We start from the raw sequence: 25,654 nt of genomic DNA, 5'->3' as shown, positions 1-25,654 counted from the left end.
GGCGTATGTGTCAGTGTGATTCAAATCCCGCCTGCTAGGAGCAGACAGACTTATGAGTGACGATCCCGAAGACGATATCCCTGTCGATTCTACGGAGCCGATTGATGCTGATTTCGAGCCGGCGTTCGAAGACCAGAAAACGATGCACGCAAGCAAGACGGGCGCCGGTCCGGGTTGGCTCGGTTTGGGCGTTGCCAGTCTTGTCGCTGCCGGTATTGGCGGCGCGATCGGCATCGTCGCCACAATGGCGCTGCCCGGGAAGAGTGCAGACGGTGATGTGTCGGCCCTGACTGCGGAGCTGGATGCGCTGAAAGCCGAACAGGTAACGGCTGATGTCGAGCGCAACAAGGTGATCCGGAATTCGGCTGATCTTGAGGCCCGCCTTGATGCGCGGCTCAAGTCTGTCGCGGCGGCAGGCGGCGACGATCTCGGCCCCTTGCTGGAAGAACTGGATGCCGTGTCGAAGCGGATCGACGAAGTGATTGCCAGCGATGATGGTGGCGAGGCGGTGGCGAAGCTGTCAGCGCGGCTGGAGGCGCTTGAGGCCGTCGACACAAGCGGCGAGGCGAGCGCGCAGGAGCTGGCGAGGTCTGTCGGCGCACTCGCCGAGCGCGTCACGTCGCTGGAAACCCGGCTTGCTGACCTTCAGTCTGATATTGTGCGCAGCGGCGGCGACACGACGGAATTGACAAGCCTCATCGAACGGATGCGCAATGATGAGGCGGCTGTGCGTGCCAAAGCTGAAGTCTCTGAAAGCAATGCGGACGCAGCCCTTGCGCTCTCGGCGATAGAGGCGGCTTCGCGGCAAGGCCTGACGTTTGAATCCGACTATCGCAAGCTGCGCGTTCTGTTGCCGCAATCGGCCGAGGTTCGGTCTCTAAGCGGCGTCGCGACCACGGGCGCACCGACGCTGGCAGATCTCCAACGCTCATTTGGACCAGCCAGCGCGAAGGCCCGCGCTGCTGAGCCGCGCGAAAAAGAGGGGCGCTGGGGCTGGCTCAACCATGTCTTCGGTGATGCCGTGACCGTGCGAGGCGAGAATGCTGAAGAGGCGGGTGCGCCCGTTATCCTGTCGCGCGCCAAGGACGCGCTTGATTCAGGGGACCTGGAAGGCGCGGTGGCAATCATTGGCAATCTGACAGGGGAGCCTGCAGCGGCCATGGCTGACTGGACCGAATCGGCAAACCGGCGCATCACACTCGAAACGGGGCTCAAGGCCCTGAGGCTCGGCATGATCGGTGGGGAGAACCAGGCGCAATGAACCGCATCTTCCTGTTTGTTCTGATCCTTCTGATCATTGTCGGCGGCGCCTTGATCGGCTTCTGGGCCGTAAACCTGCCGGGTAGCGTGGTGATCAATGATAGTCGCGGTGAACTCGTTTCCCTGCACATGGGTGTCGCAGCTATTGCGCTGATCGTTTTTGGCGGCCTGGTGGCGGCGGCCTGGTGGCTGATCAGTGGTCTTTTCGTTCTTCCGGGCAAGATTGGGCGTGCTCGTCAGTCCAGTCTCGCCCGCAAGGCCAATATGGCACTTACGGAAGGCCTGCTGGCGGCAGAGGCCGGTGACCCGACCTACGCCCTGAAGCTGGCGCGTAAGGCGGTCAAGCATGCCGAGGACGAGCGGTTGAAACTGCTCCTTGAGGCGCGCGCGGCCGAAGCCAACGATGACTGGGCAGGGGCCGAGCGCGCTTGGGGCCAACTGACGCGCCTGCCGGGCGGGCAACTCGCGGGCCTGCGCGGCTCTGCCATGGCGGCGGCGGAGCGCGGCGACCAGGCAACAGCAGAATCGCGTGCGCGCGAAGCGCTGGGCCTGAAATCCAATGCCGACTGGCCGTTCAATTCCCTGTTCGACCTGCAGGTCGCAAGGGGCGAGTGGGAAAAGGCACTGGAGACGCTCACCATTGGTGAGAAGCGCGGGCTCATCACAGGCGACAGCCTGCGTCGCCGCCGGGCGGTCTTGCAGACGGCTCGCGCTGTCGGCCTACCGCATGATCGCAAACAGGATGCCCAGAAGGCGCTCGCTGAAGCCATCCGGGGCGCGCCGGGCTTCCCGCCTGCCGCCTTCCATGGCGCGCGACAGCTGATGATCGATTCCAAGGAAAAGGCCGCCCAAGGCGTGCTGGAACTTGGCTGGAAGGCGAGGCCCCACCCGGCGCTGGCGCAGCTGTCACGTCGGCTCGTGCCGCAGGATGACCGCCATAACATCGCGGAACGCCTGAAAGCGCTGGTTGCGACCCACCCGACGCATCGCGAAAGCCGCATCCTGTCGGCGGAACTGGCGATGGACGAAGCAAACTGGGTCGAGGCGATCCGCTTGCTGGCATTGCTTGTGGAGGAAAACCCGACGGCGCGCCTGTGTCTCCTCATGGAGCGCGCGCTCAAGGGCTATGGCGACAAGGACGAGGCGCTGCGTTGGGGCCGGATGGCCGCATCAGCGTCACGCGAGGCGGACTGGTCGGATATTGATCCCAAGGGCAACGCCTTTGACTTTGCCCAGCGCGACTGGAGCCGACTGGTCTATGCCTTCGGCGATGTCGGGGATCTGGTTCATCCGCGCTATGAATCCTATGGGCGGGAACTGGAGGCTGGACGGGTTCTGGCAATTGCGGGCCCGGAAGAGGAGAAGGTCGCCCCGCCGAAGGCGCCCAATGGCCCTCTGACGCCGCCGCTGGATTACGCATCTGACGAGGACTGACTGCCGGGACACCCGAACGGCAAAAGCGTCTTGCGCTGATGCCTTCGGATGAGTATTCAGGCCGGACGCTCGTTGGAGCATGCCGCTATAGCTCAGCTGGTAGAGCATCGCATTCGTAATGCGGGGGTCAGGTGTTCAAGTCACCTTAGCGGCACCACTCCTTTTCCTGTATTTATACCCCTTCCAGTACGTAGTCGGCTTCCGCTACGTATCGGCTTGGACCCTTGCCGGAATGGCTGGAATAGAGGTGAAAAGTGTTCACCCAGAATGATTCACTGCAATAGGCGTGGCGCGGCTGTGCCCAAGCGGTGACCTCCTCCGGTGTTGCGCCGTGCAGGTAGGCGAGTGTGACATGGGGCAGGAAAGGACGGCGGTCAGGCGAAAGGCCAAGGCGCCGCGCGGCCCGCTCGCATTTACCGGAAAGCGCGCGCAGCTCGTCGGTCTCGCGCACGCGGGCCCAGACAGCGCTGGGCTCCCGCCGCCCGAACCAGCCGACTCCTTCGAGGCGAAGCTCCATCTCCGGCGCGCGGATTTCACCCAGCATTTCGTCAAGGTCGCGCGCATTGTCGTGCGTGAGATCGCCGAAAAAGCGCAACGTGATGTGAAAATTCCGCTCAGGTCGCCAACTTGCACCTGTCAGGCCTTTCTGAAGGACTTTGAGGCCTGGCGCGATGTCCGTGGGCACAGGAAGAGCAGCGAACAAGCGGTACATCGCGTCATCTCAAACAGGATTGCAGGCAAAAGAAAACCCGGCTCCACCAAGCCGGGTCCCTTTTTAGCCCCAGGCGCGCCGCTTAGCTGGCGAGATGGCCGAGCTTTCCGAAATGCTCGGCGAGCAAATAATAGAAAGTGACTCGTGACTTGTTGCCGCCTTCTGGTTGCAATTTGTCGCAAACAGCCTTGATGGCCGCGTCAAGATCATCCTTGGTTTGGGCCAGTCCAAGCTTTCCCCGGCACCAGCGCTCCCGCACGCGGTCCAGTTCGCCTGCATCCGAGCATGAAACCAGTGAGCTGTCGCGGTTGCGCAGGGCAATGCCCAGATGTCCGACGATCTTCTCTGCGGCGGCCTGATTGTAGCCGCTCGCATACTTCTTTATGTTTTCGGCGTAAGCCGATGCGTCTGCCATGATATTATCCCCTTAGATTTTCTGGTGCCCCAACCGTTGGAACTACACCAGATCGGCGAAATTACCCTTTGGTTAATATGAGTCAATGCAAAAGGCGAAAACCTGTTGTCTTGAGCAGGTCTCTGAATTGGTGCGGTTCACTTGGGAATCCTGCCCCTCTTCAAGCAATCTCGAAGTAAAGACATTCTGTTCTGTGAGAATGCTATAAACGCCGTGCTGTATTCGACGGGCGGGCGCGGCCCGGCGGGAGGACAAGGCAAGGAATGATGTCCGGTTTTCCTTGCAGTGGCTGATGAGTTTCACCATATTCAAAAGTAACACGCGCGCGTTTACGCGTGGAACCAAAACAGAAGGGTATTAAACCTATGAACGAATTCAATCGGGCCTATACGCCAAGAACCGGCGCCGACTCGATGGACACGTCCGTCAATGAAGGCCTGCGTGCCTTCATGTTGGGCGTTTACAACAAGATGGCGCTCGGCCTGCTGCTGACAGCGGGTCTCGCTTATGCCTTCGGCGCCCTCGTGCCGGAATCGGTGACTTTGACATTGCTGACCGGACCGATCGGCCTGGTCATCATGTTTGCGCCACTGGCCATCCTGCTGATGTCCGGCTTCGTCATGAAGAACCCGTCGCCGCTTGCGGCAAATCTCGTCTACTGGTCGGTCGTCTCGCTGATCGGTGTGGGCATGGGCGCCATCGTTTATGTTTACGCGCGCCAGCCTGACGGCATGATGATCGTTGCGAAAGCCTTCATGACCACAGCAATCGCCTTCGGCGGCCTGTCGCTATGGGGCTATACGACCAAGCGCGACCTTTCGCCGATCGGTACGTTCCTTATCATGGGCGTGATCGGCATCGTTGCGGCCAGCTTGCTCAACATGTTCTTCTTCCACTCGACGATGATGCACATGGTCATCTCGGTGGTTGGCCTCCTACTGTTCGCAGGCCTCACGGCCTTTGACACGCAGCGCCTCAAGAACATGTATTTCCAGCTCGTCGGCAACAGCCGTGCGATGGCAGTGGCTACCACCTACGGTGCGCTGAGCCTCTACCTGGACTTCGTCAACATGTTCCAGTTCATGCTGGCGATCATGTCCGGCAACCGTAACTAGGCTTTGCCGACATCACAAAATACGGAGCCTCGCCCTTACAGGCGGGGCTTTCCTTTTTGGCGCATTGCGAAACAGTTGCGCGTCGGCTAACCCTCCGGGCCAGATACACACCCCAACGCTTTCAGGAGTTTTGATCCATGGCCCGCAAGAAAATCGCCCTTATCGGTTCCGGCATGATCGGCGGCACGCTCGCCCACATCGCAGCACGCGAGGAGCTCGGCGACGTGGTCATGTTCGACATCGCTGAAGGCCTGCCACAGGGCAAGGCGCTGGACCTCGCAGAATCCACTCCGGTCTACAATTCCTCGGTCAGCCTTAAGGGCGCGAACGACTATGCCGACATCAAGGACGCAGACGTCTGCATCGTGACGGCTGGTGTGGCGCGCAAGCCCGGCATGAGCCGCGACGACCTCCTCGGCATCAACCTGAAAGTCATGAAGTCGGTCGGCGAAGGCCTGAAGGCCAACTGCCCGAACGCTTTCGTGATCTGCATCACCAACCCGCTTGATGCCATGGTCTGGGCGCTGCAGCAGTTCTCTGGATTTGATACGAAGAAAGTTGTCGGCATGGCCGGCGTGCTGGACAGCTCGCGCTTCGCCTACTTCCTGTCCGAGAAGACCGGTGTGTCTGTCGCCGACATCCATGCGTGGACGCTGGCTGGCCATGGCGATGACATGGTGCCGATGGTGCGCCACTCCACCGTTGGTGGCCTGTCACTCCCGGAACTGGTGAAGCAGGGCTGGATGAGCCAAGGCGATCTCGACAGCATCGTCGAGCGCACCCGCAAGGGCGGCGGCGAGATTGTTGCGCTGCTGAAAACCGGCTCGGCTTATTATGCACCAGCTGAAAGCGCGATCTCGATGGCGAAAGCCTACCTTAAAGACCAGAAGCGCGTCCTGCCTGTCGCTGCCTATTGCGACGGTCAGTACGGCCTTGATGGCATGTATGTCGGCGTGCCGACCCTGATCGGCGCCGGCGGCGCAGAGAAGGTTGTCGAGTTCGATCTCAACGATGATGAAAAGGCGATGTTCGCCAAGTCGGTTGAGTCCGTGCAGGGCCTCGTTCAGGCCTGCAAGGATATCGACGGCTCGCTCGCCTAGGAGCCAGATGATGGCCATTGGGCCAACCATCGAAACCGAACGCCTGATCCTCCGCCCCCCAAGGGCGGAGGATTTTGACTCATGGTGTGCGTTTCACGCCGACGAAGAGGTGATGCGCCATCTGGGCGGCGTGCAGGGGCCTGAGCTGACCTGGCGATCAATGTGCGCCATGACGGGTGCGTGGACCATTGAAGGCTTCTCGATGTTCTCGGTGATCGAGAAGGCGACCGGCGAATGGGTCGGCCGGCTCGGCCCGTGGCGGCCTTATGGCTGGCCGGGAACGGAAGTGGGCTGGGGGCTTGTGCGGTCCGCGTGGGGCAAGGGCTATGCGAGCGAGGGCGCTGCAGCTGCGATGGACTATGCCGTGGACATTCTGGGCTGGGATGAGGTGATTCATACGATCGACCCCGCGAACAGCGGGTCTATCCGCGTAGCTGAGCGGCTGGGCAGCCGGGTATTACGTCAGGCTACGCTGCCGCCGCCGATAGAACTCAATCTGGATGCCTACGGCCAGAGCGCGGATGCATGGCGGGCGCGCCGGATCAAACGCGCGTGATCGGCGTCTGATGCGGCTCGCAGGCGGTCGCCTTTGCGGCTAGAGTCTCTACAAGCGCCCGAGGAGATTGCCGCCATGATCCGCACTTTGTCCCTAGTTTCCGTACTTGCCCTGCTGCCTGCGACTGCTTGTGGGCAGGAGCCGTCGGAAGATGCCCTGAATGCCAAGGCCGCTGAATCCGAAATGGCCATTGAGGCGGCTGCGGAAACACCCGCGATCGGGTTGCCCAATGGTGCGGAAGCCCCAGCGGTGAGCTTGGTCGATACAGCGGGCGCGACGCAGACGCTCGAAACCCTGGCCGGTCCCAAAGGCACAGTGATTGCCTTCGTGCGCTCGGCCGACTGGTGCCCCTATTGCAAGAAGCAGCTGATCGACCTTGAAGCGGCTGCAGCGCCGCTCGCGGAGGCGGGCTGGACGCTCGTGGCGGTATCCTATGATCCTGTTGAAACGCTTGCAGCCTATAAGGCCGATAAGGGCCTGACCTATGAATTGCTCTCCGACCAGGGCTCCGCTGCGATCAAGGCCTTCAATCTGCTGAACACGGATGTGAAGCCGGGCTCGCGCTATGAAGGCATTCCGCATCCCGCCATCGTATTCGTCAATTCGGATGGCTATGTCGTGAAGACATTGCGGGAAGAAGGCTACAAGACGCGCCCTGCAGTGGATCTGGTGATAGAGACAGCCGAAGGCCTCTAGACGGGTTTCCTTGGTCGGCACTCTGGCATAGCCTGCCGGCAAATAAGCCGGAGCTGACGCCATGAAACATATCCTGACACCTCTCATTCTGGCGGCGGCCTTTACCGCCCTGCCAGCCATTGCAGATGAGGCCGACGTGCTGGACCCCGCGATAAAGGCGCAGGCCGAGGCCCTTATGGCGGCTGGGCTCAAGGATGATGTCGGGCTGGAATTCACCGAAAGCCTGACGACCGAGATTGGTCCGCGACTGGCTGGGTCGGATGCCGAATGGCGCGCCCGCCAGTGGGCCATGATCAAGTTGAAGGACCTCAATTTCCAGCAGGCCTATATCGAGGACTTCAATATCCCTTATTGGGAGCGGGTGACTGAGACGGCTTCAGTCACAGGCGCCAATCCGCAGAAACTGGCCATCACGGCACTGGGTGGATCGAAGTCTACGGCAAAGGGCGGCGTTGAGGCGGAAGTTGTGCGTTTCACCAGTCTTGCTGATCTGAAAGCGGCGCCTGCGGACTCCCTGACAGGCAAGATTGCTTTCATTGATGAGCGCATGGTGCGGGCGCAGGATGGATCTGGTTATGGCTACGCTGTGGCAAAGCGCGGTGGCTGTGCGCAGGCGGCGGCAGACCGTGGCGCGGTTGCGTGCCTCATCCGCTCGGCGGGTACGGATTCGCACCGGATGCCGCATACGGGCGGCATGACGCGTGAGGGGGCTCTCGGCGCGTTGCCCGCAGCAGCGCTTGCCGCGCCGGATGCAGACCAGCTGGCACGCCTGCTCGAGCGCGGGCCGGTCAATGTGAAGCTGAACATCCAGGTCAAGACGGCTGACTCGGCGGCGTCAGGCAATGTGATTGCCGAAGTGGAAGGCTCGAGCCTGAAGGACGAGATCGTGCTGATCGGCTGCCATCTCGACAGTTGGGACCTTGGAACCGGTGCGATTGATGATGCGGCCGGGTGCGGGATTGTGGTGGCGGCGGCCAACCTGATTCAGCAGCTGCCGGGCAAGCCGAAGCGGACGATCCGAGTTGTGCTTTATGGGTCTGAAGAAGTCGGCCTGTTTGGTGGCAAGGCCTATGGAGAGGCGCATGCGGATCAGTTGGACAAGCACGTCCTTATTGCCGAAAGCGATTTTGGCGCGGGCCGTATTTGGCGCCTGACAACCGGGTTTGGCGAGGGAGCGATGGCCTACGCCAAGGCGATGCAGGACCTTGTGGCGCCGCTGGGTGTCGTGCCGGGGGACAACAGTTCCAAGGGGGATTCAGATGTGTCTGTCCTCGGGAACATGGGCGTGCCCGCCATCTCTGCTGACCAGGACGGGACTGACTATTTCGACCTGCATCACACGCCGGATGATACGTTTGACAAGATCGATCCGGAGGCGTTCCGGCAGAATGTGGCTGTTTATGCCGCGCTGACCTATGTGGCTGCGGAAACGGGATGGGATTTCCGCAAGGCGGCAGCGCCTGCGATTGAAGACCAGTAGGCGTGATCGCTGACCGGCAGGCCCGCATCGCGGCGAGCCTGGACTCGGTGCATGAAGCCTTGCGCTTCGTGCACCGCGAGCTGGACCATGTCGCGTCAGATCCCCAGCGCTGGCGTTGGATTTCGGTCGGCGCGGTGATTGCCCTGCAAGGGGCACTGGTTGCGGCTTTGAGTGGATACGAGACGGCGGAGGAGGGCGATGTCGTCGATCCGTCCTACCCCGAACGCTATGCACCGGTGACGCTTTTGCTGCGCCGCGCACGCTCGACAGACTATCTCAATCCTCCGGAAAGACTGGTCCTGACCGGGGCGGCCGCGCGCCGGATCGAGCAGGTCATCGCCTTCCGCAATGGGGTCGTCCATGGGACATCGCCGGACATTCCTGGGTATTCCGAGTCCATTCACGGACCATTCCGGGAGACTTTCTCGGCCATTCGGCACGTATTGCTGGTCCATCCCGCGTTCGATCCGGGGCCGCATGGGCTTGTGACCGCCCTGATCGCCGATCAGTTGGCTGCGATCTCGCGCAGGCTTGTGAGCGATGGTTAATGTCCGGGTCATGGTCGCGTGGCATGAATGGCTTTCATGCGACCTCTCCTTCGCCCCCTCGTGCTTTCGTGCGCCGCCTTTGCCCTGATCGCGGCGGCACCGGCAACCTACACACGTGAGGAACTGGACGCGCTTGAGGCTGAGCGGCAGGCGGCGATGACGAGGCTTGAGGCCTTGCAGACGGCCGGGCAGGAAACCGAGACAGACCTCCGGCAGATCGACAGCAAGCTGATCTCTGCCGCGATGGAGGCGCGCCGCCGGGAAGAGCAGGCGGCTGCGTCGGAAAAGGCGCTGATTGATCTTGGCACGCGGCGGGTGGTTGCCCAGTCGGCCTTGCTGGAAGATCGGCAGGCGCTGGAAGACCTGCTGGGCGCGCTCGCGGCGTCAAACCGCCGGCGGCCTCCGGCGCTGATCGTGTCGCCGGGCAAGGCCAATATGGCGATCCGCCGGGCAATCCTGATGAGCGAGACAACGCCGCGCCTTGCGGCGCGGTCAGACACGCTCTCGGCCGAGATCGACGAGCTGAACCAGCTGGAGCGTCAGATACGCGGCGAACGGGCGCAACTGGAAGCAGCCGAGGCGACGCTGGCGCTGAAGCGGGTCGAGATCGAGCAATTGGCGGCGGCCAAGCGCGGCAGCTTCGAGGACATTACCGGGGACATCAATGTGCTGAAGCAGCGGGCCGATACATTGGGCCGCAAGGCGGAAACGCTGCGCGAACTGCTTTCGGCGCTGGAGTCTGAAGCGCCGTCGGCACCGGGGGTGAAGCCGACATTGCGCCCGACCCTGGCTTCCGCGTCCAAATCCGTTTCGCGGCCCAAGCCACCCTCACAGGCGCCATCCTCCACGCCAACGCCCCGTCCGCTGGGAAAGGCGGCGCTGGGCGGGTTGATCCAGCCGACGGCTGGTAACGTCCTCTATGGTTTTGGCGACAAGATGCCGACCGGCGGCAAGACGGAATGGATCACGTTTTCGACAAGACAGGCCGCCCAGGTCGTGGCTCCGACTGACGGAAAGGTCGAATATGCGCGTCCATTTCGCAGCTATGGATCAATGTTAATTTTGCGCACAAGTGACGGATACCATGTTATTCTTACAGGTATGAGCCGGATCTATGTCACCGAAGGCCAGTCAGTGTCTGCGAACGAACCCGTCGGGCGTATGCCGGACCGGACAGATCCGCCACCTGAGCTGAATATGGAATTAAGGCTTGGCGACAAGGTGATGAATCCGGCACAGTGGTTGCCGAGTGACAGATAGAGGTCACATATGACGGAGGATTGGAATATGCGTTCACTGCTGACGGGTGCCGCGCTTGGCATCGTTCTGGGTGGTTCGGCGGTCGGGTTCTCCGCACTGGCCTGGCCACAGGAAAAGCCTGCCGATTCGCGCATGGTGACCTACCAGCAGCTTGAACTCTTCGCCGAAATTCTCGCCCGGGCCCGCCAGGACTATGTGGTCGAGATCGACGAGAAGGCAGCGATGGAATCGGCCATCAATGGCATGCTCACGTCGCTGGACCCGCATTCCGGCTATCTCAATCCTGACGACTTCCGCTCGATGCAGGTGCAGACCTCCGGTGAGTATGGTGGCCTCGGCATCGAAGTGACGATGGAAGACGGCTTTGTCAAAGTCATCTCCCCGATGGACGGAACCCCGGCAGCCCGCGCCGGCATCCAGCCGGGCGACCTGATCACCGCGATCAATGGCAAGCCGATCATCGGCCAGACCCTGAACGATGCCGTCAAGGAAATGCGCGGCGAGAAGGGCACGGACATCCTGATCACGATCCTGCGGGCGGGCGAAGACCCGTTCGACGTGACGCTGACGCGTGAAGTGATCGAGCAGAAATCCGTTACCTGGAAAATGGAAAAGAATGACGTTGGCTATTTGCGGATTTCGAGCTTCAACGAGCGCACCACGCTGCTGCTTGAAGAAGGCATCGAAGGCATTTCGAAAGCCACGGGCGGTCGCCCCAAGGGCCTGATCATCGACCTGCGCAACAATGGCGGCGGCCTGCTCGACCAGGCTGTGTCGGTGTCCGACATGTTCCTGTCGGGCGGCGAAGTTGTCTCGACGCAGGGCCGCAGGGCCTCCGATGTCGAGCGCTACAATGCGCGCACGGGTGAAGTGTTCAAGGGCGTGCCCATTGTCGTCCTGATCAATGGGGGATCGGCTTCGGCCTCCGAGATCGTTGCCGGTGCGCTCAAGGATCGTGGCCGCGCGACCATCCTCGGCACGACCAGCTTCGGCAAGGGCTCGGTCCAGACGGTGATCCCGCTGGGGGCAGATCGCGGCGCCATCCGCCTGACGACGGCGCGTTATTACACGCCGTCGGGTCGGTCGATCCAGGCATTGGGCATCGATCCCGATATCGAGATCACCAATACGCGCCTCACCGAAGAGGAACTGGCCAAGATCAAGCGCTGGTCGGAAGCCGACCTGCCACATGCCCTGGCCAATGAAGACGGCGAAACCCGGCATGAAATGAAGATGCCGGACGAACAGCCGCCGGAAGACTACAAGGGCGAGGACTTCCAGCTTGAGCGGGCCGTGCAGATGCTGAAGGAAGGCACTGTAACTGCCAGTGCATTTCAGCGGGCTGGTTAACGAATATTTGTAACTCGTTAACCAGATTGCGGCATCTATGGTCGTTCAGGATTCAATTTGTTGATTACATGAGGTCGCCCCATGCCTTATCGGAGAGACGCTGATCCGTCTCCTCTGCGTACCGGACTTGTCCATGCGGGGATGAGTCTGCTGGTGTTCGGTGGACTTGCTGGCGCGCTTGGTGCCGGTATCCAGTTTTCAGGTGACCCGTCCGCGGCCGGCCCGCGCCAGCAGCTGGCCCTGTTCGAAGTGGTCGACGAGGCGAAGCCGGACCTCAAGACCCGGCTCAAGACCGACGCAGCCGAGATGGCGATGCTGCCGCAGGTCGACACTGACGGCTATGCGGAAGTCGAAAGCGGCGATGAGCCGAGCCTTGGCATAGCCTATGCCGAAGGGGCCGAGGCGACCGGAACGGGTGGCCCGTCGGATGATGTGATGGCCGATGGTGAAGGCGTTGGCGTCCGTATCAATGGCAAGCTGGTGAAGCCAGGCGAATCCTATGGCGAAGTCACCAAGATTGCCTCGCTCGACGATGCGCCGATTTCAGGCATGACCGAGACGGTGAATGGTGTACGTCTGCCCCGTATCGCTGCCGATGGGCGCACGCCCGCCGAAGCCTATGCGCGGCCCTTTGCCAATCCGGGCCAGAAGCCGGTCGTGGCGTTGGTTGTCGGTGGTCTTGGCATCAATGCCACGCACACGAAATCGGCGATCGAGGAATTGCCGCCGGAAGTGACGCTTTCCTTCGCGCCGGATGCGAACCGTCTCCAGTACTGGATCGACCGGGCCCGCGCCGCCGGGCACGAAGTGCTGATCGAGCTGCCGATGGAGAACTATGACTATGGGCGCATGAAAATGCACCCGCAGACTCTGCTGTCCGGCAAGGGCGCGGATGTGAACGTGCCGCGTCTGAACACGCTGCTCGGTCGGGCGTCGGGCTATTTCGGCGTGATCAATTACCAGGGTGCGAAATTTGCCGAGGATGCGACGGCCGTGCGTCCGGTGCTGGACGTGCTGAGCAAGCGCGGCGTGGCGCTGGTCGAGGATGGCAGCCTTGAAGAGGCGAGCCTCGACAAGGTGGCCGACCAGACGCACGTGCGTTACGCCAAGGCCGCTTCACCCATCGATACCAAGCTGACGGCGGACGATATCAATCTGGAACTGATGGAACTTGAGACCATCGCCAAGGAGAAGGGCGCCGCCATGGGCGCCGGCTACGCTTTCCCGATCACGATCGAGATGGCGAAGATCTGGACCAGTGAGCTTGGACCAAAGGGCATCATTCTGGCGCCTGTCTCTGCGCTTGTCGGCACGACGCCTGCAGAATTGGTCGACGCAGAGCGCGTTGCCACTGGCAGCAAGGCGCAGGCTCCTGTAAACCCTGCCGGGTGAAAACATCTATTATTGATCCTGACCGCTATCGCCCGAATGTCGGGCTCGCCCTTTTCTCGAAGGCCGGGCATGTCTTCATTGGCCGCAGGATAAACGGGCGCGGGGCGTTCCAGTGGCAGATGCCGCAGGGCGGCGTCGACAAGGGCGAATCACCGCGCGACGGTGCGCTGCGAGAGCTGGAAGAAGAGATCGGCGTGCCGGAAAAGCTCGTCGATGTGCTCGAAGAGACCGAAGACTGGCTTTATTACGATTTTCCGCCGGACCTGAAGAAGCGCCTGCCGGGGCCCTATATCGGCCAGCGGCAGAAGTGGTTTGCCTTTCGCTTCAAGGGGTCTGACAGCGATGTGCGGCTCGACCGCCATACGCCCGAGTTCGATGCCTGGCGCTGGGCGCCGCTGGAAGAAACCCCGGGACTGGTTGTGCCGTTCAAGCGTCTCGTCTATTCGGAAGTAGCCGAGCGGTTCAAAACCTGGGCCGAGCCTGTACATGGTGGCAAAATCGCCCAGGGCTGAGGGAGCGATACATGCCGAAATCCCTATTGATGATCCACGGAATTGGTTGCGGCGGGGACGCCTGGGACCATATGCGTCCCGGATTCGAGGCGGCGGGCTGGAGCTGCGAGGCGCCGACACTGTTTCCGGATCAGCGCACACTGGAAAACCCGCCGGCAAGCCTGCCGGACCTCGGCTTTGATGACTATGTCACGGCCATGCTTGAGGCCGCGCGGAAGATTGAACGCGAGACGGGGCACAAGCCTGCCGTTATCGGACATTCGATGGGGGGCCTGATTGCACAATGCCTTGCCGAGAAGGGCGCCGTGTCGCAGGCCGTGTTCCTGACGCCGGCGCAGCCCAAGGAATGCGCGGAGATTGGCCTCTCCGTCGTCTATACGTTTCTCAATGTGATCCTGACGCGCAACCGCAAGAAGGCCTATAAGGTATGGCGGTCGGGCTTTCGCTTTGGGGTGTTGAATTGTGTGCCCCGGCGCCGTCATGACGCGATCTACGCGCAGGCGCGCTACGATTCCGGGCAGGTCTATGGCGACATCACGGACGGGGTCGAGGTGGACGAGGGGCTGGTGACGGTCCCGACACTGACGATCGCGGCCTCGAATGACCGGGCGACGCTGGCAAGCGCCGTGCGCAAGGTGGGCGAGAAATATGCACGCTCGCCCGTGCCGGGCGATTTTTTCGAGTATCCGGACAATGCACACTGGATTGTCGATGAGCCCGGCACTGATTCCGTGGTGGCCGACATCGTGGAGTGGCTGGATGAGCCTTTTGGAGCGCGGGCATGATTGACGATATGGAGGACGATGCACACGGCGTGCATGACTATGTCGCTGATCCGCGTAATGCAGATGTCCTTATCTCGGTGAATGGCGAGATGAAGCGGCGCAACGAAGCGGTCGTGTCCGTCTTTGATAGCGGTTACATTCTGGGTGATGGCGTGTGGGAAGGGATGCGCGTGTCCAATGGCGGCGTTGCCTTCCTGCCGGAGCATTTCAAGCGGCTCTATGCCGGTGCCAAAACGATCGACATGGATATCGGCCTGACAAAAGACGAACTGACGGCGCGCCTTATGGACTGCCTCAAGGCCAACGGTATGACGGATGGCGTCCATATCCGGCTGATGGTGACACGCGGGATCAAAAAGACGCCCTATCAGGGGCCACGCTTCACGATCGGCAAGGCGACAATCGTTATCATCCCGGAATACAAGACACCTGTGCCGGAGATCGTGGCCAAGGGTGTGACACTGTTCACGGTCCATGTGCGTCGCACCGGTCCGGCCGAGCAGGACCAGAAGCTGAATTCCCACTCGAAGCTCAACTGTATCATGGCCTGCATCCAGGCCGACAAAGCGGGCGCCGACGAGGCGCTGATGCTGGACCCGCAAGGGTTTGTCGCGACGTGCAATTCAACGCACTTCTTCATCGTACGTGACGGCGAAGTCTGGACCAGTCCACCGGAATATTGCCTCGGCGGCATCACGCGCGGCAATATCATGCGTGTCTGCCGCGAGGCGGGCATACCGGTGTTCGAAAAGCGGTTCTCGCTGTTTGATGTCTACTCTGCCGACGAGGCATTCATTACGGGCACGTTTGCCGGTCTGACGCCGGTGCGGGAAGTGGATGGGCGTTCAATCGACCATGTCGGCGGCCCGGTCAGCCAGCGTATCAGCACGCTCTACAAGCAGCTCGCCACCAACAGTCTGACGCCGATTTCATGAGTTCGGCCCACAGGATTGCCATGTGGTCAGGCCCGCGCAACATGTCCACCACGATGATGCGCAGCTTCGGCGCGCGCGCGGACTGCGTGGCGGTGGACGAACCCTTCTATGCGGCCTGGCTCGTCGCGGCGGGTGAAACGCACCCGATGCAAGCCGAAATCCTCGCCAGCCAGCCTGCAGATCCGGCCGAGGTGGCTGAAGCGCTACTGGCGCCGCTGCCTGCCGGCAAGACGGTGCAATACCAGAAGCAGATGACGCATCACATGCCCGAGGATTTTCCTCTGGAGTGGGCCGCGCACTGCGAGCACGCATTCCTCATCCGCCATCCAGCGCGCGTCATTTCTTCGTATGTCCGCAAAATGGATGAGGTCAGCCTCGAAGCGATCGGCTTTCCGCAACAGGCGCGGCTGTTCGACGCGATGAAGGCACTCAAAAGCAAGGCGCCGCCGGTCGTGGATTCAGATCGTATCCTTGCCGACCCTGCGACCGTCCTGGAACACCTGTGCACGGCGGTCGGCATTTCCTGGGACGCCAACATGCTTTCATGGACGCCGGGCCCAAAGTCAGAGGACGGAGCGTGGGCGCCCCACTGGTATGATGCGGTCTGGCGTTCCGAAGGCTTCGGTGCAGAAGCGGGGCCGTTGCCCACCCTGACAGGCGAGGCGGCCCGAATTGAAAAGGAGGCGCTCCCGATATACGAGCGCCTCCTTGAATATCACGTCTGATTCCGGCGAAGCCTACTGATTGGCGGCGCGCAGGAAGCGGTTGCGAAGGTCTGCATCCGATTTGAAAACGCCCGTGAACTGGGTCGTGATCGTGGTGACATCCTTGTGGTGCACGCCGCGTGTGGACATGCACTCATGCACGGCCTCGATCAGGACAGCTGTCCCCATGGGCGCGAGGCTTTCCGTGATGGCGTCGCAGATCTGCGCGGTCATCGTTTCCTGCGTCTGCAGACGCTTGGCGAAGATTTCAACGACGCGGGCGAGCTTGGAGATGCCAACGACGGCGTCCGATGGCTTGTAGGCCACATAGGCCTTGCCGATGAAGGGCGCCATGTGGTGCTCGCAATGGCTCTCCACGTCGATATTGCGCAGGATGACGATGTCGTCATAGCCCTGAACATCCTCGAACGTGCGGGAAAGGTATTTGACCGGGTCTTCGTCATAGCCCGAGAACCATTCCTTGTAGGCATTCACGACACGCTTGGGCGTATCGAGCAGGCCTTCACGGCGGGGGTCGTCTCCGGCCCAGGCAATGAGCGTGCGAACGGCTTCTTCAGCTTCCTGCACGGTCGGGCGAACGAGGGGTTCCCCCCGCGACTTTTCATTCTTGGGCGTGATGGCGTCCATGGCCATGTTAAGTGTCCTTCGACTGAGGGACGGAGGTCGAGCCGAGGCTTGGTCTGGGAAACCGGATGGCCCCCTGCCCGGACTTAACGCCCGCCCGAGTTGATACCCTCAGGGCGATGCGTGATTAGATAGGCTGGCAATTCAGGCGTTTCCAGAAAATTCTGCGGTGACGCAGAGTAAATGCTTGACCGGAATCGCATTGCCCGCAGCGGTAGCCGGTGGTATCTGGCCCCTCATGACGCTGTTTCGGACCCTGCTCGCATTGCCAAAAGGCTGTTGCTGTTAAGGCAACTAGTGCCCATTAGGGCATCCGGCCCTGCTGCAGGGCGATGATTTTACCCTTTTTTCCGTTCGAGCCCGAAATTCCATGACTCTTCGCATTTACGATACCGCTGCCCGCGCAAAGCGCGTGTTTGAACCGCAGGATCCGGCCCGTGTGACGCTCTACGTGTGCGGGCCGACGGTGTATAATTATGCGCATATCGGCAATGCGCGCCCGCCTATCGTGTTCGACGTGTTGCGCCGCGTACTGGCCAGCCAGTATGGCGCCAAGTCCATCGTCTATGCGCGCAATATTACGGATATCGAGGACAAGATCATTGCGGCAGCGCTGGAAACCGGCGAGCCGATCGAGACGATCACGCACAAGTTTGCGAAAATCTATAATGAAGACGTCGCCGCACTGAACGTGATGGCTCCCACGATTGAGCCCTGGGCGACGGGCCATGTGCCGGAAATGATCGAGATGATCGAAAAGCTGGTGCGGACGAAATATGCCTATGTCGGCGCACAGGGCGTCTGGTTCGCGGTTGGCTCGATGCCGGATTATGGCAAGCTGTCGGGCCGTAAGCCCGAAGACAATGAAGCGGGTGCCCGCGTCGAGGTCGAGACCGACAAGCGCGATCCTGCTGATTTCGCGCTCTGGAAGTTTGCCAAGCCGGGCGAGCCGGAAGATGCGATCTGGGAGAGCCCATGGGGTCGTGGCCGGCCGGGCTGGCATATCGAATGCTCGGCCATGGCGGCCAAGCATCTCGGCAAGACAATCGACATTCATGGCGGTGGCATCGATCTCCAGTTCCCGCACCATGAGAACGAGATCGCCCAGTCGGAATGCGCCCACGGGCAGGTGATGGCCAATTACTGGATGCATAATGGCTTCCTCGACATGGGCGGCGAGAAAATGTCCAAGTCGCTGGGCAATGTCGTACTGATCCATGATCTGCTGAAGACATGGCCAGGTGAAGTGCTGCGCTTTGCCATGCTGAGCGGGCATTACCGCGCTGCGCTTGACTGGAACGAGGACCTGCTGAGGCAGGCCAAGACGACGCTTGACCGGGTGTATGGCGCCCTGCGCCGTGTATGGGACGAGGAAGGTGGTGCTGCGCGCGACAAGGGCGTCCTGAAGGCTCTGTCCGATGACCTCAATACGCCCGAGGCGCTGGCGGAACTGTCGCGCCTTGCAAGCGAAGCCAATATGGCCGCCGACCACAAGGACCGGGACGCCATGGCGGATGCACGGGCGAACCTGCTGGCCGCCGGGGCGCTGCTGGGCCTGTTGACCCATACGCCGAAGGATTGGGAGCAGGGCGGCGACAGCGACGGCAATGCCCGTATCGACGCGCTGGTTCAGGCCCGGATCGATGCGCGCGCCGCGAAGGACTGGGCTGAGGCAGACCGGATCCGGAATGAGCTGGCGGCTGAGGGCGTGGAAATCATGGATGGCGCTGGCGGATCGACCTGGCGGCGCGTTTAAGGCGCGCATAAATTTCATCGAAATTCGCGCGGCGAACTGAACGCCGCGTTGGGGTAGGCGGTGTATGTTGCGCCATCACCAGTTTTCCGACGACCCGTGCAAAGGGGCACTGGTCCGTCGGTTACCTCTCAACTAGGGTCTTCCGGTCACTCGGGAGACCCTTTTTTATGTTCCGGATTCTCGTTGCCTGCGCGGCCGTGCTCCTTCTGCCGGGATGCGTGGCCACAAAAGTTGCCAAGACGGCTGTTACGGTTCCCGTGAAGGTCGCCTGGGCGGGCGGCAAAATGGCGGGGAAGGGCGTCTATCATGCCGGCAAGGGCGTACTGAACCTGGCGCATGACAATTACGAAGTGGCGGGGGCGCCTGTGGGCTTTACCGACGCGGCCCAGACGCAGAAATCGGAATTCCTTATGCTACGGGCGGAATTCATTGATCATGACGGACGCACGCGCGTGCTTGAGCGCAAGGTGCCTGCCGAGACGCTCGAGTCTGAACTTGCGGCGCTGGAACAGAAGCTGGATGGCGCGCCCATGGTGGCCGAAATCGTATCAATCACAGTTGATGTCGCATGAGAGCGGTATCCTGACGGATCGTTAAATTGACCGGACAGGGCGGCACGTGGGACGAATGGGTCACGGGCCTAGAACCCCCGTTTCAATGCACCGAATTCTTTAAAGGTCGTCCTCTTCACACCTGTTGAGGGCGGCCTCTTTTTGCCTGCCTCTGGCAGCGCTGCTTGTCATGACAGTCGCCCAAGGCCATCTGTGTGCGTGATGAGCGAACTGTATCACAACCGTATCCTGGAACTTGCGGCGAACATTCCGCATGTCGGCACGCTTGAGGGCGCCGAGGCCTCAGTGCTGAAGGTGTCCCGCGTTTGCGGCTCGACAGTGAATGTGGAGATCCGTCTCGACGAGAGCGGGGACCATGTTGCTGCCATCGCGGTGGACCCGAAAGCCTGCGCGTTGGGGCAGGCGTCGACGGCGATCCTGGCGGAATATGTGCTCGGGGCGCATGTCGATGAAGTTGTCGCTGCGCGCGACGCTTTGAAAGCGATGCTGAAGGACAAGGGCCCGCCGCCGGAAGGCCGGTTCTGGGAATTGCGGCACCTGCAGGCCGTTGCCGACTATCCCCCGCGCCATACAAGCACGCTGCTGGCCTTTGAGGCCGCTGTGGCGGCGATTCAGCAGGCGCGGGCAGCACGCGGCCTTGCGCCTGTCGAGGCGCCTCAGGGATGAGCGGGCTGCGCCGCAAGACGGCCTATGTGCTGTTGCGAATCTACAAGGCCAGTTTCTCGCTTGTCTTCTATGCAGCGGGCGCGCGGTGTCAGCACAAGCCGACCTGTAGTGAATATGGCGCTGAATGTGTGGCACGGCATGGCTGGTGGCCGGGGGGATGGATGGCGATTGCGCGGTTCATCCGCTGCCGCCCCGGGGGCAGTTTCGGATATGATCCGGCGCCGGAGACAAAACCGGACGTGCCCGCATGGCAGCCCTGGCGCTATGGCGACTGGAAAACAGGCGGTCGGCCCTTTCCGAACCAGCAGATTGAAAATCCGCCGGAAGCGTGAGATAAGCCCGCCCGATGACATGTTCGAACCGTATCCTGCTGCCCAGCGGCCTGACCACGCGAACCCGCCGGGGTGCATGACCCCCGCGAGGCTGCGCCGCTGTGCGCGCTTCCCGTCTCATGTACCCGGTAAACTCCCTCACAAGCCCGGCCCGCCGGCCTGATGCAATCGCCGCCTTGAATGGGGTGGGATTTTTGGTGAACTCGCGCTAAGCACACCGCCGCAGGCAGGCCTTTCGGAATAAGACTTTGCCGCGCCCCGTGCGCCAGACCGCTGAAGAAGACTGAAACATGATCAAAGTATCCCTGCCCGATGGATCGGTGCGTGAGTTTGCCGAGGGCGCGAGCCCTTTCGACGTCGCCTCGTCCATATCGAATTCCCTTGCCAAGAAGGCCATTGCCGCCCGTGTCGATGGCGAACTGCGCGACCTGACGCGCCCGCTGGACGGCGATGCGCGCGTAGAAATCGTGACGGCCAATGACGCCGAAGGCCTCGAGCTGATCCGCCATGATGCCGCGCACGTGCTCGCGCAGGCCGTGCAGGCGCTCTATCCCGACACGCAGGTCACGATCGGCCCGGTGATCGATGATGGCTTCTACTATGACTTCGCCCGCGAGACGCCGTTCTCGACGGAGGATTTCGACAAGATCGAAGCCAAGATGCGCGACATTGTCGATGCCGATTACCCGATCATTCGCGAAGTCTGGGACAAGGACGAGGCGATCTCGATGTTCCGCAAGATCGGCGAAGACTACAAGGCGCAGATCATCGACGACATCATTCCGCCGGGCGAGGCGATTACGCTGTACCGCCAGGGCGACTGGTTCGACCTTTGCCGCGGGCCACACTTGCCATCGACGGGCAAGCTGCCCAAGGCATTCAAGCTGATGAAGCTGGCCGGCGCCTATTGGCGCGGCGACTCGAAGAACGAGATGCTTCAGCGCATGTACGGCACGGCCTGGGCCAATGAGAAGGATCTCAAGGCCCATCTTGAACGCCTGGAAGAGGCCGAGAAGCGCGACCACCGCAAGGTCGGCGCGGCACTGGACCTCTTCCACTTCCAGCCGGAAGCGCAGGGATCTGTGTTCTGGCATCCCAAGGGTTTCATGATCTGGCGCCAGCTGGAGGCCTATATCCGCCGCCAGCAGGACGCCGATGGCTATGTCGAGGTGAAGACACCGCAGCTGCTGAACTCGGTGTTCTGGGAGCAGTCGGGCCACTGGTCGAAATTCCGCGAGAACATGTTCGTCGTGCCGGATGAGATCCCGTCGACGGAGGATGATGCGCCAATCCTGACGGGCGAAGGCGACCTGATGGCGCTGAAGCCGATGAACTGCCCGGCGCATGTGCAGATATTCAAGAACGGGCAGCGCTCGTACCGTGACCTGCCGATCCGCATGGCCGAATTCGGTTGCTGCCATCGTAACGAGGCGCACGGCGCGCTGCATGGCCTGATGCGCGTGCGTCAGATGACGCAGGACGATGCGCACATCTTTTGCCGCGAAGACCAGATCGCGGACGAGACGCTGCGCTTCCTGAAGCTCTTTGAGCGCGTCTATGGTGATTTTGGCCTCTCGGAGATTTCCTACAAGCTGGCCACGCGGCCCGAGCTGCGCGCCGGTACGGACGAAACATGGGACCGCGCCGAGAAGGCCCTGTCGGACGCGCTCACAGCGGCGGGCATGGAATTCGAGATCGCCGAGGGCGAGGGCGCCTTCTATGGCCCGAAACTCGAATTCCACCTGACGGACGCGATTGGTCGGACATGGCAGTGCGGCACGTTCCAGCTCGATTATGTGCTGCCGGAACGCCTTGATGCGGAATACACAGGGTCGGATGGCGCCAAGCACCGGCCGGTCATGCTGCACCGGGCCGTGTTCGGCACATTCGAACGCTTCATGGGCATCCTGATCGAGAACTATGCGGGCGCCTTCCCGCTCTGGCTCTCGCCTGTGCAGATTGTCGTGGCGGCGATTACGGACGCGGCGAATGATTATGCGCTGGAAGCTGCGGCGGCGCTGCGCAAGGCAGGGCTGCGGGTCGAGACGGATCTTCGCAACGAGAAGATCAATTACAAGGTCCGTGAGCATTCGGTGCAAAAGGTGCCGATCATTGCCGTCGTGGGTGGCCGTGAAGCTGAGGAACGCACGCTTGCGCTGCGTCGCCTTGGCAGCCAGGGCCAGCAGATGATCAGTCTTGATGAGGCTGTCGTCAGCCTTGCGCTGGAAGCCCTTGCGCCCGATCTGAAGCGGGACGTGTGATCAAGGACTCGTGACAAGTCAGGGCGTTGGCGACAGAGTGAACTGCATGTCATATGCGCCCATTCTTGCAGCCGTATTCGTGCTCTGGCCTGTCATGGGCCTGCTCGGTGCGCAGGGTTATGGCCCGTTATTGGCGATTGCGGCGCTTCCGGCTCTCGCTGTGGCGCGGCCGAAAATGCCGCCGGCAGTCTATGCCCTGATGGCGCTAGCTTTTGTCGGTTGGGCAGCCTTGAGCGATATCTGGTCGCCTGCTTCACGCGGCTTCGTGTCAGGGAACCTGCTGGAAGGCGACTTTGCGATCCGCGCTGCAGGTGTGCGGATCGTTCTGACAGCTGTTTTCGGAATGTTGGCCGTCGCTGGCGCCCTTCAGATCAAGCAGGGCAATGCACAGCGCTCGGCACGTGTGATGTTGGGTGCGTTTGCCGTACAAGGCCTGCTGGTAGCTGCCAGTGCGGTTTTCGGCGGGCCTGTGGTGGCGATGATCTATGGCGCTGATCCGATGGAGCAGGCCAAGGGCGCGCAGAATATAGCACGTAATGCCAATGCCTTCATGATCGTGCTGCCGATATTGCTGGCTTATCTGATCGCCCAGCCCGGATGGAAATGGCGGGCTGTCGCCGCCGGACTTGTGGTCGCCAGTATTGTAAGCGTGATCTTCGACGACACGGATTCCGGCCTGATCGGCATTGTCTTCATGCTGGCCGCAGCGGCGATCGTGACGCTCGCGCCAAAGACAGGCTATCGCTGGCTGCTATGTATGGTGGCGGCCTATATTGCGTCAGCGCCATTGCTGATCGGCACTGCGGTGAAGTTGATTTCGCAGTTTGGCATTGTGCTTCCCGGCTCGTTTCAGTCGCGTGTCTATTCATGGCAGCTGGTCATCAGCAAGTCAGTCGAAGAACCGATTATCGGGCATGGCATTTCGGCCTCGAAAACGTGGCGGGACACCTATGCTGACCATCCTGCGTGGCTGGCCCAATTGCCTGCCTCCTGGTCGAGCTATGTAGTTGTTCCCGGACACCCCCATAACATGGCCCTGCAAATATGGGCCGAGACCGGTCTGATTGGTGCAGTCATGGCCGCACTGACGCTTGTTGTCATAGGGTTTCGCCTGCCGGCGCCTTCCACGCTGCGGACGGACATTCGCTATGCGATTGCCGGTCTCATTGGTGTCGTCGTTAGCCTGTTCAGTTTTTCCTATAATGTCTGGAACGATTCCTTCTGGGCAAGCATCGTACTGGCCGTGTGCGCGATTATCCTGCTTGCACGGCGGGACCGTCAGTCCCTGTGAACAACCTGCCGACGACCTCCGCCATTGTGGTGAGTTACCATACCGGGCCACGCCTGCAGGAGTGCCTCTACGCGCTGAAATCAGACCCTGACATTTCCGAAATCATTCTCGTGGATAATGGCAATGCGCCTGGAGCCGAGGCGTGGATCGACAGCTTCATTGCGCGCACGGATAATGCCCGGCTCATCCGAATGGGCGACAATCCGGGGTTCGGGACAGCGGTCAATCGGGGGGCGGCCAGCGCGCTCGGAGACCTGGTTCTTATAATCAATCCGGATGCCATCATAAGGCGCGGATCTGTCGGGCCTCTCGTGGCCGCCATGAATGGACAGCAAGAACCGGTGCTTGTCGGGGGCAAGATTTTCGACCTTCACGGGCGCGAGGAGCGCGGATGCCGGCGCAATACGCTGACGCTTGCCCGCGCTCTGGGGCTTGGCCAGTGGACACTGGACGGGGAGCCAGCTCCAAAGGGACCGATTGCCGTAGGCGCGGTTTCCGGCGCTTTCTTCCTGATGCGCCGGAAAGCTTTCCGCGCGATCGGCGGCTTTGACGAGGGCTATTTCCTGCATGTCGAGGATGTCGACCTTTGCCGCAGGGTGATCGAGGCCGGCGGAGCGGTCATCTACCAGCCGCTGGCTGGGGCATTGCATTATGGCGCGACATCGGACGCACCTTCCAGCGTGGTTCAGGGGCACAAGGCGCAAAGCCTGACGCGCTATTTCCGCAAGTTCGCAAAAGGGCCGCTTGAGCGGGCGCTGGTAACGGCGGTCTCGCCCCTCTTCGCGATTGCGCTGAAGCTGCGCGCCTAGAGGATGGCAGGTATCACGCGGTCCGGTGGACGGTGACCGTCGGCGAAGGTCTTGATGTTGATGATGACTTTCTCGCCCATCTCGGTGCGGCCTTCGATCGTGGCTGAGCCCATATGCGGCAGGAGCAGCACATTTGGCAGGCCCAGAAGGTCTTCGCTCACGGCCGGCTCGCGTTCGAAGACGTCAAGGCCTGCACCGGCAATCTTGCCGGCCTTGAGCGCCCTTGCGAGGGCTGCTTCGTCTATCACCTCGCCGCGTGCCGTGTTGATGAGGTAGGCTTCCGGCTTCATCAGGTCGAGGCGGCGGGCATTCATCAGGTGAAACGTTGCCGGCGTGTGCGGGCAATTGATCGACACGATATCCATACGCGCGAGCATCTGGTCCAGACTGTCCCAATAGGTCGCTTCAAGCAGCTCTTCGGTGCGCGGGCTGACCGGTTTGCGATTATGGTAGTGAATCTGCAGGCCAAAGGCCTTGGCACGGCGCGCCACGGCCTGGCCGATGCGGCCCATGCCGACAATGCCAAGCCGTTTCCCAGCCAGGCGCCGGCCCATCATCCAGGTTGGTGTCCAGCCATCGAAGCTGCCACTGTCCATCACCAGGGCGCCTTCATGCAGGCGGCGCGGGACGGCCAGGATAAGCGCCATGGCGACATCGGCGGTATCGTCTGTCAGCACGCCCGGCGTGTTTGTAACGGTAATCCCGCGCTGCACGGCGCTCTGCACATCGATATTGTCAACACCGGCACCGAACTGGGCGATGAGACGCAGCTGGTCACCGGCACGGGCGAGCACCTTGCTATCGATCCGGTCTGTCACTGTTGGCACGAGAACGTCAGCGGTCTGGACCGCAGCCACGAGCTCTTCATGCGTGAAGGCATGGTCGTCCTGATTCAGGCTTGTGTCGAACAATTCCTTCATGCGCAGCTCGACGGGGGCGGGCAGCTTCCGGGTGACGACGATCTTCAGTTTCTTGGCTGGCATCTGGCCCCCTCGTAATTCTTTCATCGGGCTTAGCAGAGCGATCCCGGAACGCCAACGCCTGTTGTTTTACACGTGATTCATCTGG

Annotated in this window: 26 protein-coding genes and 1 tRNA gene; 23 read left to right on the top strand and 4 right to left on the bottom strand. The window is 61.4% G+C overall.

Annotation, left to right across the window (positions count from 1 at the left end; translation table 11 throughout):
* Positions 1-52 precede the first annotated feature (52 nt).
* From HY30_RS02385 to HY30_RS02375, 3 genes are all read left to right on the top strand, one after another.
* The gene (locus HY30_RS02385; RefSeq protein WP_034736471.1) at positions 53-1,261 is read left to right on the top strand and encodes a COG4223 family protein; all 1,209 of its coding nucleotides are present in this window, start codon (positions 53-55) and stop codon (positions 1,259-1,261) included.
* Positions 1,258-2,694: a heme biosynthesis protein HemY gene (locus HY30_RS02380; protein ID WP_034736469.1), complete on the top strand. Its 1,437-nt coding sequence runs from the start codon at positions 1,258-1,260 to the stop codon at positions 2,692-2,694. Before HY30_RS02385 ends, HY30_RS02380 begins: the two co-directional genes overlap by 4 nt.
* Before the next feature lie 81 nt (positions 2,695-2,775).
* Positions 2,776-2,851, top strand: a tRNA-Thr gene (locus tag HY30_RS02375).
* Between the two features lie 15 nt (positions 2,852-2,866).
* Here HY30_RS02375 and thpR read toward each other — a convergent pair.
* Together thpR and HY30_RS02365 are read right to left on the bottom strand one after the other, a co-directional pair.
* Positions 2,867-3,406: an RNA 2',3'-cyclic phosphodiesterase gene (gene thpR, locus HY30_RS02370; protein ID WP_034736468.1), complete on the bottom strand. Its 540-nt coding sequence runs from the start codon at positions 3,404-3,406 to the stop codon at positions 2,867-2,869.
* Between the two features lie 82 nt (positions 3,407-3,488).
* A complete protein-coding gene (locus HY30_RS02365; RefSeq protein ID WP_034736467.1) occupies positions 3,489-3,821 on the bottom strand; it encodes a DUF2853 family protein in 333 nt (110 codons plus the stop codon).
* Between the two features lie 365 nt (positions 3,822-4,186).
* On the opposite strand from HY30_RS02365, the gene HY30_RS02360 reads away from it, so the two are divergent.
* The 13 genes from HY30_RS02360 (at position 4,187) to HY30_RS02300 (ending at position 16,275) form a co-directional block, all read left to right on the top strand.
* Positions 4,187-4,936, top strand: a complete 750-nt coding sequence (locus tag HY30_RS02360; RefSeq protein ID WP_034736464.1) for a Bax inhibitor-1/YccA family protein — start codon at positions 4,187-4,189, stop codon at positions 4,934-4,936.
* 137 nt (positions 4,937-5,073) lie between these two features.
* A complete protein-coding gene (gene mdh / locus HY30_RS02355) occupies positions 5,074-6,036 on the top strand; it encodes a malate dehydrogenase (RefSeq protein ID WP_034736461.1) in 963 nt (320 codons plus the stop codon).
* 7 nt (positions 6,037-6,043) lie between these two features.
* A complete protein-coding gene (locus HY30_RS02350) occupies positions 6,044-6,592 on the top strand; it encodes a GNAT family N-acetyltransferase (RefSeq protein ID WP_034736459.1) in 549 nt (182 codons plus the stop codon).
* 75 nt (positions 6,593-6,667) lie between these two features.
* Entirely contained in the window at positions 6,668-7,288 is a 621-nt protein-coding gene (locus tag HY30_RS02345) for a peroxiredoxin family protein (RefSeq protein ID WP_051614667.1), read from the top strand.
* 61 nt (positions 7,289-7,349) lie between these two features.
* Entirely contained in the window at positions 7,350-8,768 is a 1,419-nt protein-coding gene (locus HY30_RS02340) for a M28 family peptidase (RefSeq protein WP_051614665.1), read from the top strand.
* 2 nt (positions 8,769-8,770) lie between these two features.
* Positions 8,771-9,316 carry a hypothetical protein gene (locus tag HY30_RS02335; RefSeq protein WP_034736457.1) on the top strand — a complete coding sequence of 182 codons (546 nt, stop codon included), beginning with the start codon at positions 8,771-8,773 and terminating at the stop codon, positions 9,314-9,316.
* A 36-nt stretch (positions 9,317-9,352) separates the two neighbouring features.
* Entirely contained in the window at positions 9,353-10,576 is a 1,224-nt protein-coding gene (locus HY30_RS02330; RefSeq protein ID WP_034736455.1) for a murein hydrolase activator EnvC family protein, read from the top strand.
* A 27-nt stretch (positions 10,577-10,603) separates the two neighbouring features.
* Positions 10,604-11,926, top strand: a complete 1,323-nt coding sequence (locus HY30_RS02325) for a S41 family peptidase (protein WP_034736453.1) — start codon at positions 10,604-10,606, stop codon at positions 11,924-11,926.
* 81 nt (positions 11,927-12,007) lie between these two features.
* The gene (locus tag HY30_RS18980) at positions 12,008-13,318 is read left to right on the top strand and encodes a divergent polysaccharide deacetylase family protein (protein ID WP_081812010.1); all 1,311 of its coding nucleotides are present in this window, start codon (positions 12,008-12,010) and stop codon (positions 13,316-13,318) included.
* Positions 13,315-13,830 carry an RNA pyrophosphohydrolase gene (locus HY30_RS02315; protein WP_081812009.1) on the top strand — a complete coding sequence of 172 codons (516 nt, stop codon included), beginning with the start codon at positions 13,315-13,317 and terminating at the stop codon, positions 13,828-13,830. The genes HY30_RS18980 and HY30_RS02315 overlap by 4 nt, the downstream gene beginning before the upstream one ends.
* Positions 13,831-13,841: 11 nt before the next feature.
* Positions 13,842-14,615: an alpha/beta hydrolase gene (locus tag HY30_RS02310; protein ID WP_034736450.1), complete on the top strand. Its 774-nt coding sequence runs from the start codon at positions 13,842-13,844 to the stop codon at positions 14,613-14,615.
* On the top strand, positions 14,612-15,550 hold the full coding sequence (locus tag HY30_RS02305) for an aminotransferase class IV (RefSeq protein WP_241765618.1): 939 nt from the start codon (positions 14,612-14,614) through the stop codon (positions 15,548-15,550). The genes HY30_RS02310 and HY30_RS02305 overlap by 4 nt, the downstream gene beginning before the upstream one ends.
* Complete coding sequence (locus tag HY30_RS02300; RefSeq protein ID WP_034736447.1) at positions 15,547-16,275, top strand: sulfotransferase-like domain-containing protein; 729 nt, start codon at positions 15,547-15,549, stop codon at positions 16,273-16,275. Before HY30_RS02305 ends, HY30_RS02300 begins: the two co-directional genes overlap by 4 nt.
* A gap of 12 nt (positions 16,276-16,287) precedes the next feature.
* On the opposite strand, the gene folE is transcribed toward HY30_RS02300, so the two are convergent.
* The gene (gene folE, locus HY30_RS02295) at positions 16,288-16,902 is read right to left on the bottom strand and encodes a GTP cyclohydrolase I FolE (RefSeq protein WP_034736846.1); all 615 of its coding nucleotides are present in this window, start codon (positions 16,900-16,902) and stop codon (positions 16,288-16,290) included.
* 367 nt (positions 16,903-17,269) lie between these two features.
* On the opposite strand from folE, the gene cysS reads away from it, so the two are divergent.
* From cysS to HY30_RS02260, 7 genes are all read left to right on the top strand, one after another.
* Positions 17,270-18,655: a cysteine--tRNA ligase gene (gene cysS, locus HY30_RS02290; RefSeq protein ID WP_034736445.1), complete on the top strand. Its 1,386-nt coding sequence runs from the start codon at positions 17,270-17,272 to the stop codon at positions 18,653-18,655.
* 167 nt (positions 18,656-18,822) lie between these two features.
* Positions 18,823-19,227, top strand: a complete 405-nt coding sequence (locus tag HY30_RS02285; protein WP_034736443.1) for a hypothetical protein — start codon at positions 18,823-18,825, stop codon at positions 19,225-19,227.
* A 201-nt stretch (positions 19,228-19,428) separates the two neighbouring features.
* Entirely contained in the window at positions 19,429-19,893 is a 465-nt protein-coding gene (locus HY30_RS02280; protein ID WP_206741393.1) for an iron-sulfur cluster assembly scaffold protein, read from the top strand.
* Positions 19,890-20,225 carry a membrane protein insertion efficiency factor YidD gene (yidD, locus tag HY30_RS02275; protein WP_034736438.1) on the top strand — a complete coding sequence of 112 codons (336 nt, stop codon included), beginning with the start codon at positions 19,890-19,892 and terminating at the stop codon, positions 20,223-20,225. The genes HY30_RS02280 and yidD overlap by 4 nt, the downstream gene beginning before the upstream one ends.
* Before the next feature lie 290 nt (positions 20,226-20,515).
* A complete protein-coding gene (gene thrS, locus HY30_RS02270) occupies positions 20,516-22,486 on the top strand; it encodes a threonine--tRNA ligase (protein WP_034736436.1) in 1,971 nt (656 codons plus the stop codon).
* Between the two features lie 46 nt (positions 22,487-22,532).
* Complete coding sequence (locus tag HY30_RS02265) at positions 22,533-23,777, top strand: O-antigen ligase family protein (protein WP_034736434.1); 1,245 nt, start codon at positions 22,533-22,535, stop codon at positions 23,775-23,777.
* Entirely contained in the window at positions 23,774-24,586 is an 813-nt protein-coding gene (locus HY30_RS02260) for a glycosyltransferase family 2 protein (RefSeq protein WP_051614661.1), read from the top strand. Before HY30_RS02265 ends, HY30_RS02260 begins: the two co-directional genes overlap by 4 nt.
* Here the strand turns inward: HY30_RS02260 and HY30_RS02255 are convergent.
* Positions 24,583-25,569, bottom strand: coding sequence for a 2-hydroxyacid dehydrogenase (locus tag HY30_RS02255; protein ID WP_034736432.1), 987 nt, complete (start codon positions 25,567-25,569; stop codon positions 24,583-24,585). The two genes, HY30_RS02260 and HY30_RS02255, sit on opposite strands and share 4 nt — an antisense overlap.
* Positions 25,570-25,654 lie beyond the last annotated feature (85 nt).

Source organism: Hyphomonas chukchiensis (genome assembly GCF_000682695.1).
In the GTDB taxonomy this organism is placed as follows: domain Bacteria; phylum Pseudomonadota; class Alphaproteobacteria; order Caulobacterales; family Hyphomonadaceae; genus Hyphomonas; species Hyphomonas chukchiensis.
Note: the sequence above shows the minus strand (reverse complement) of the source record. Positions and strands in the feature narration are given on the sequence as shown.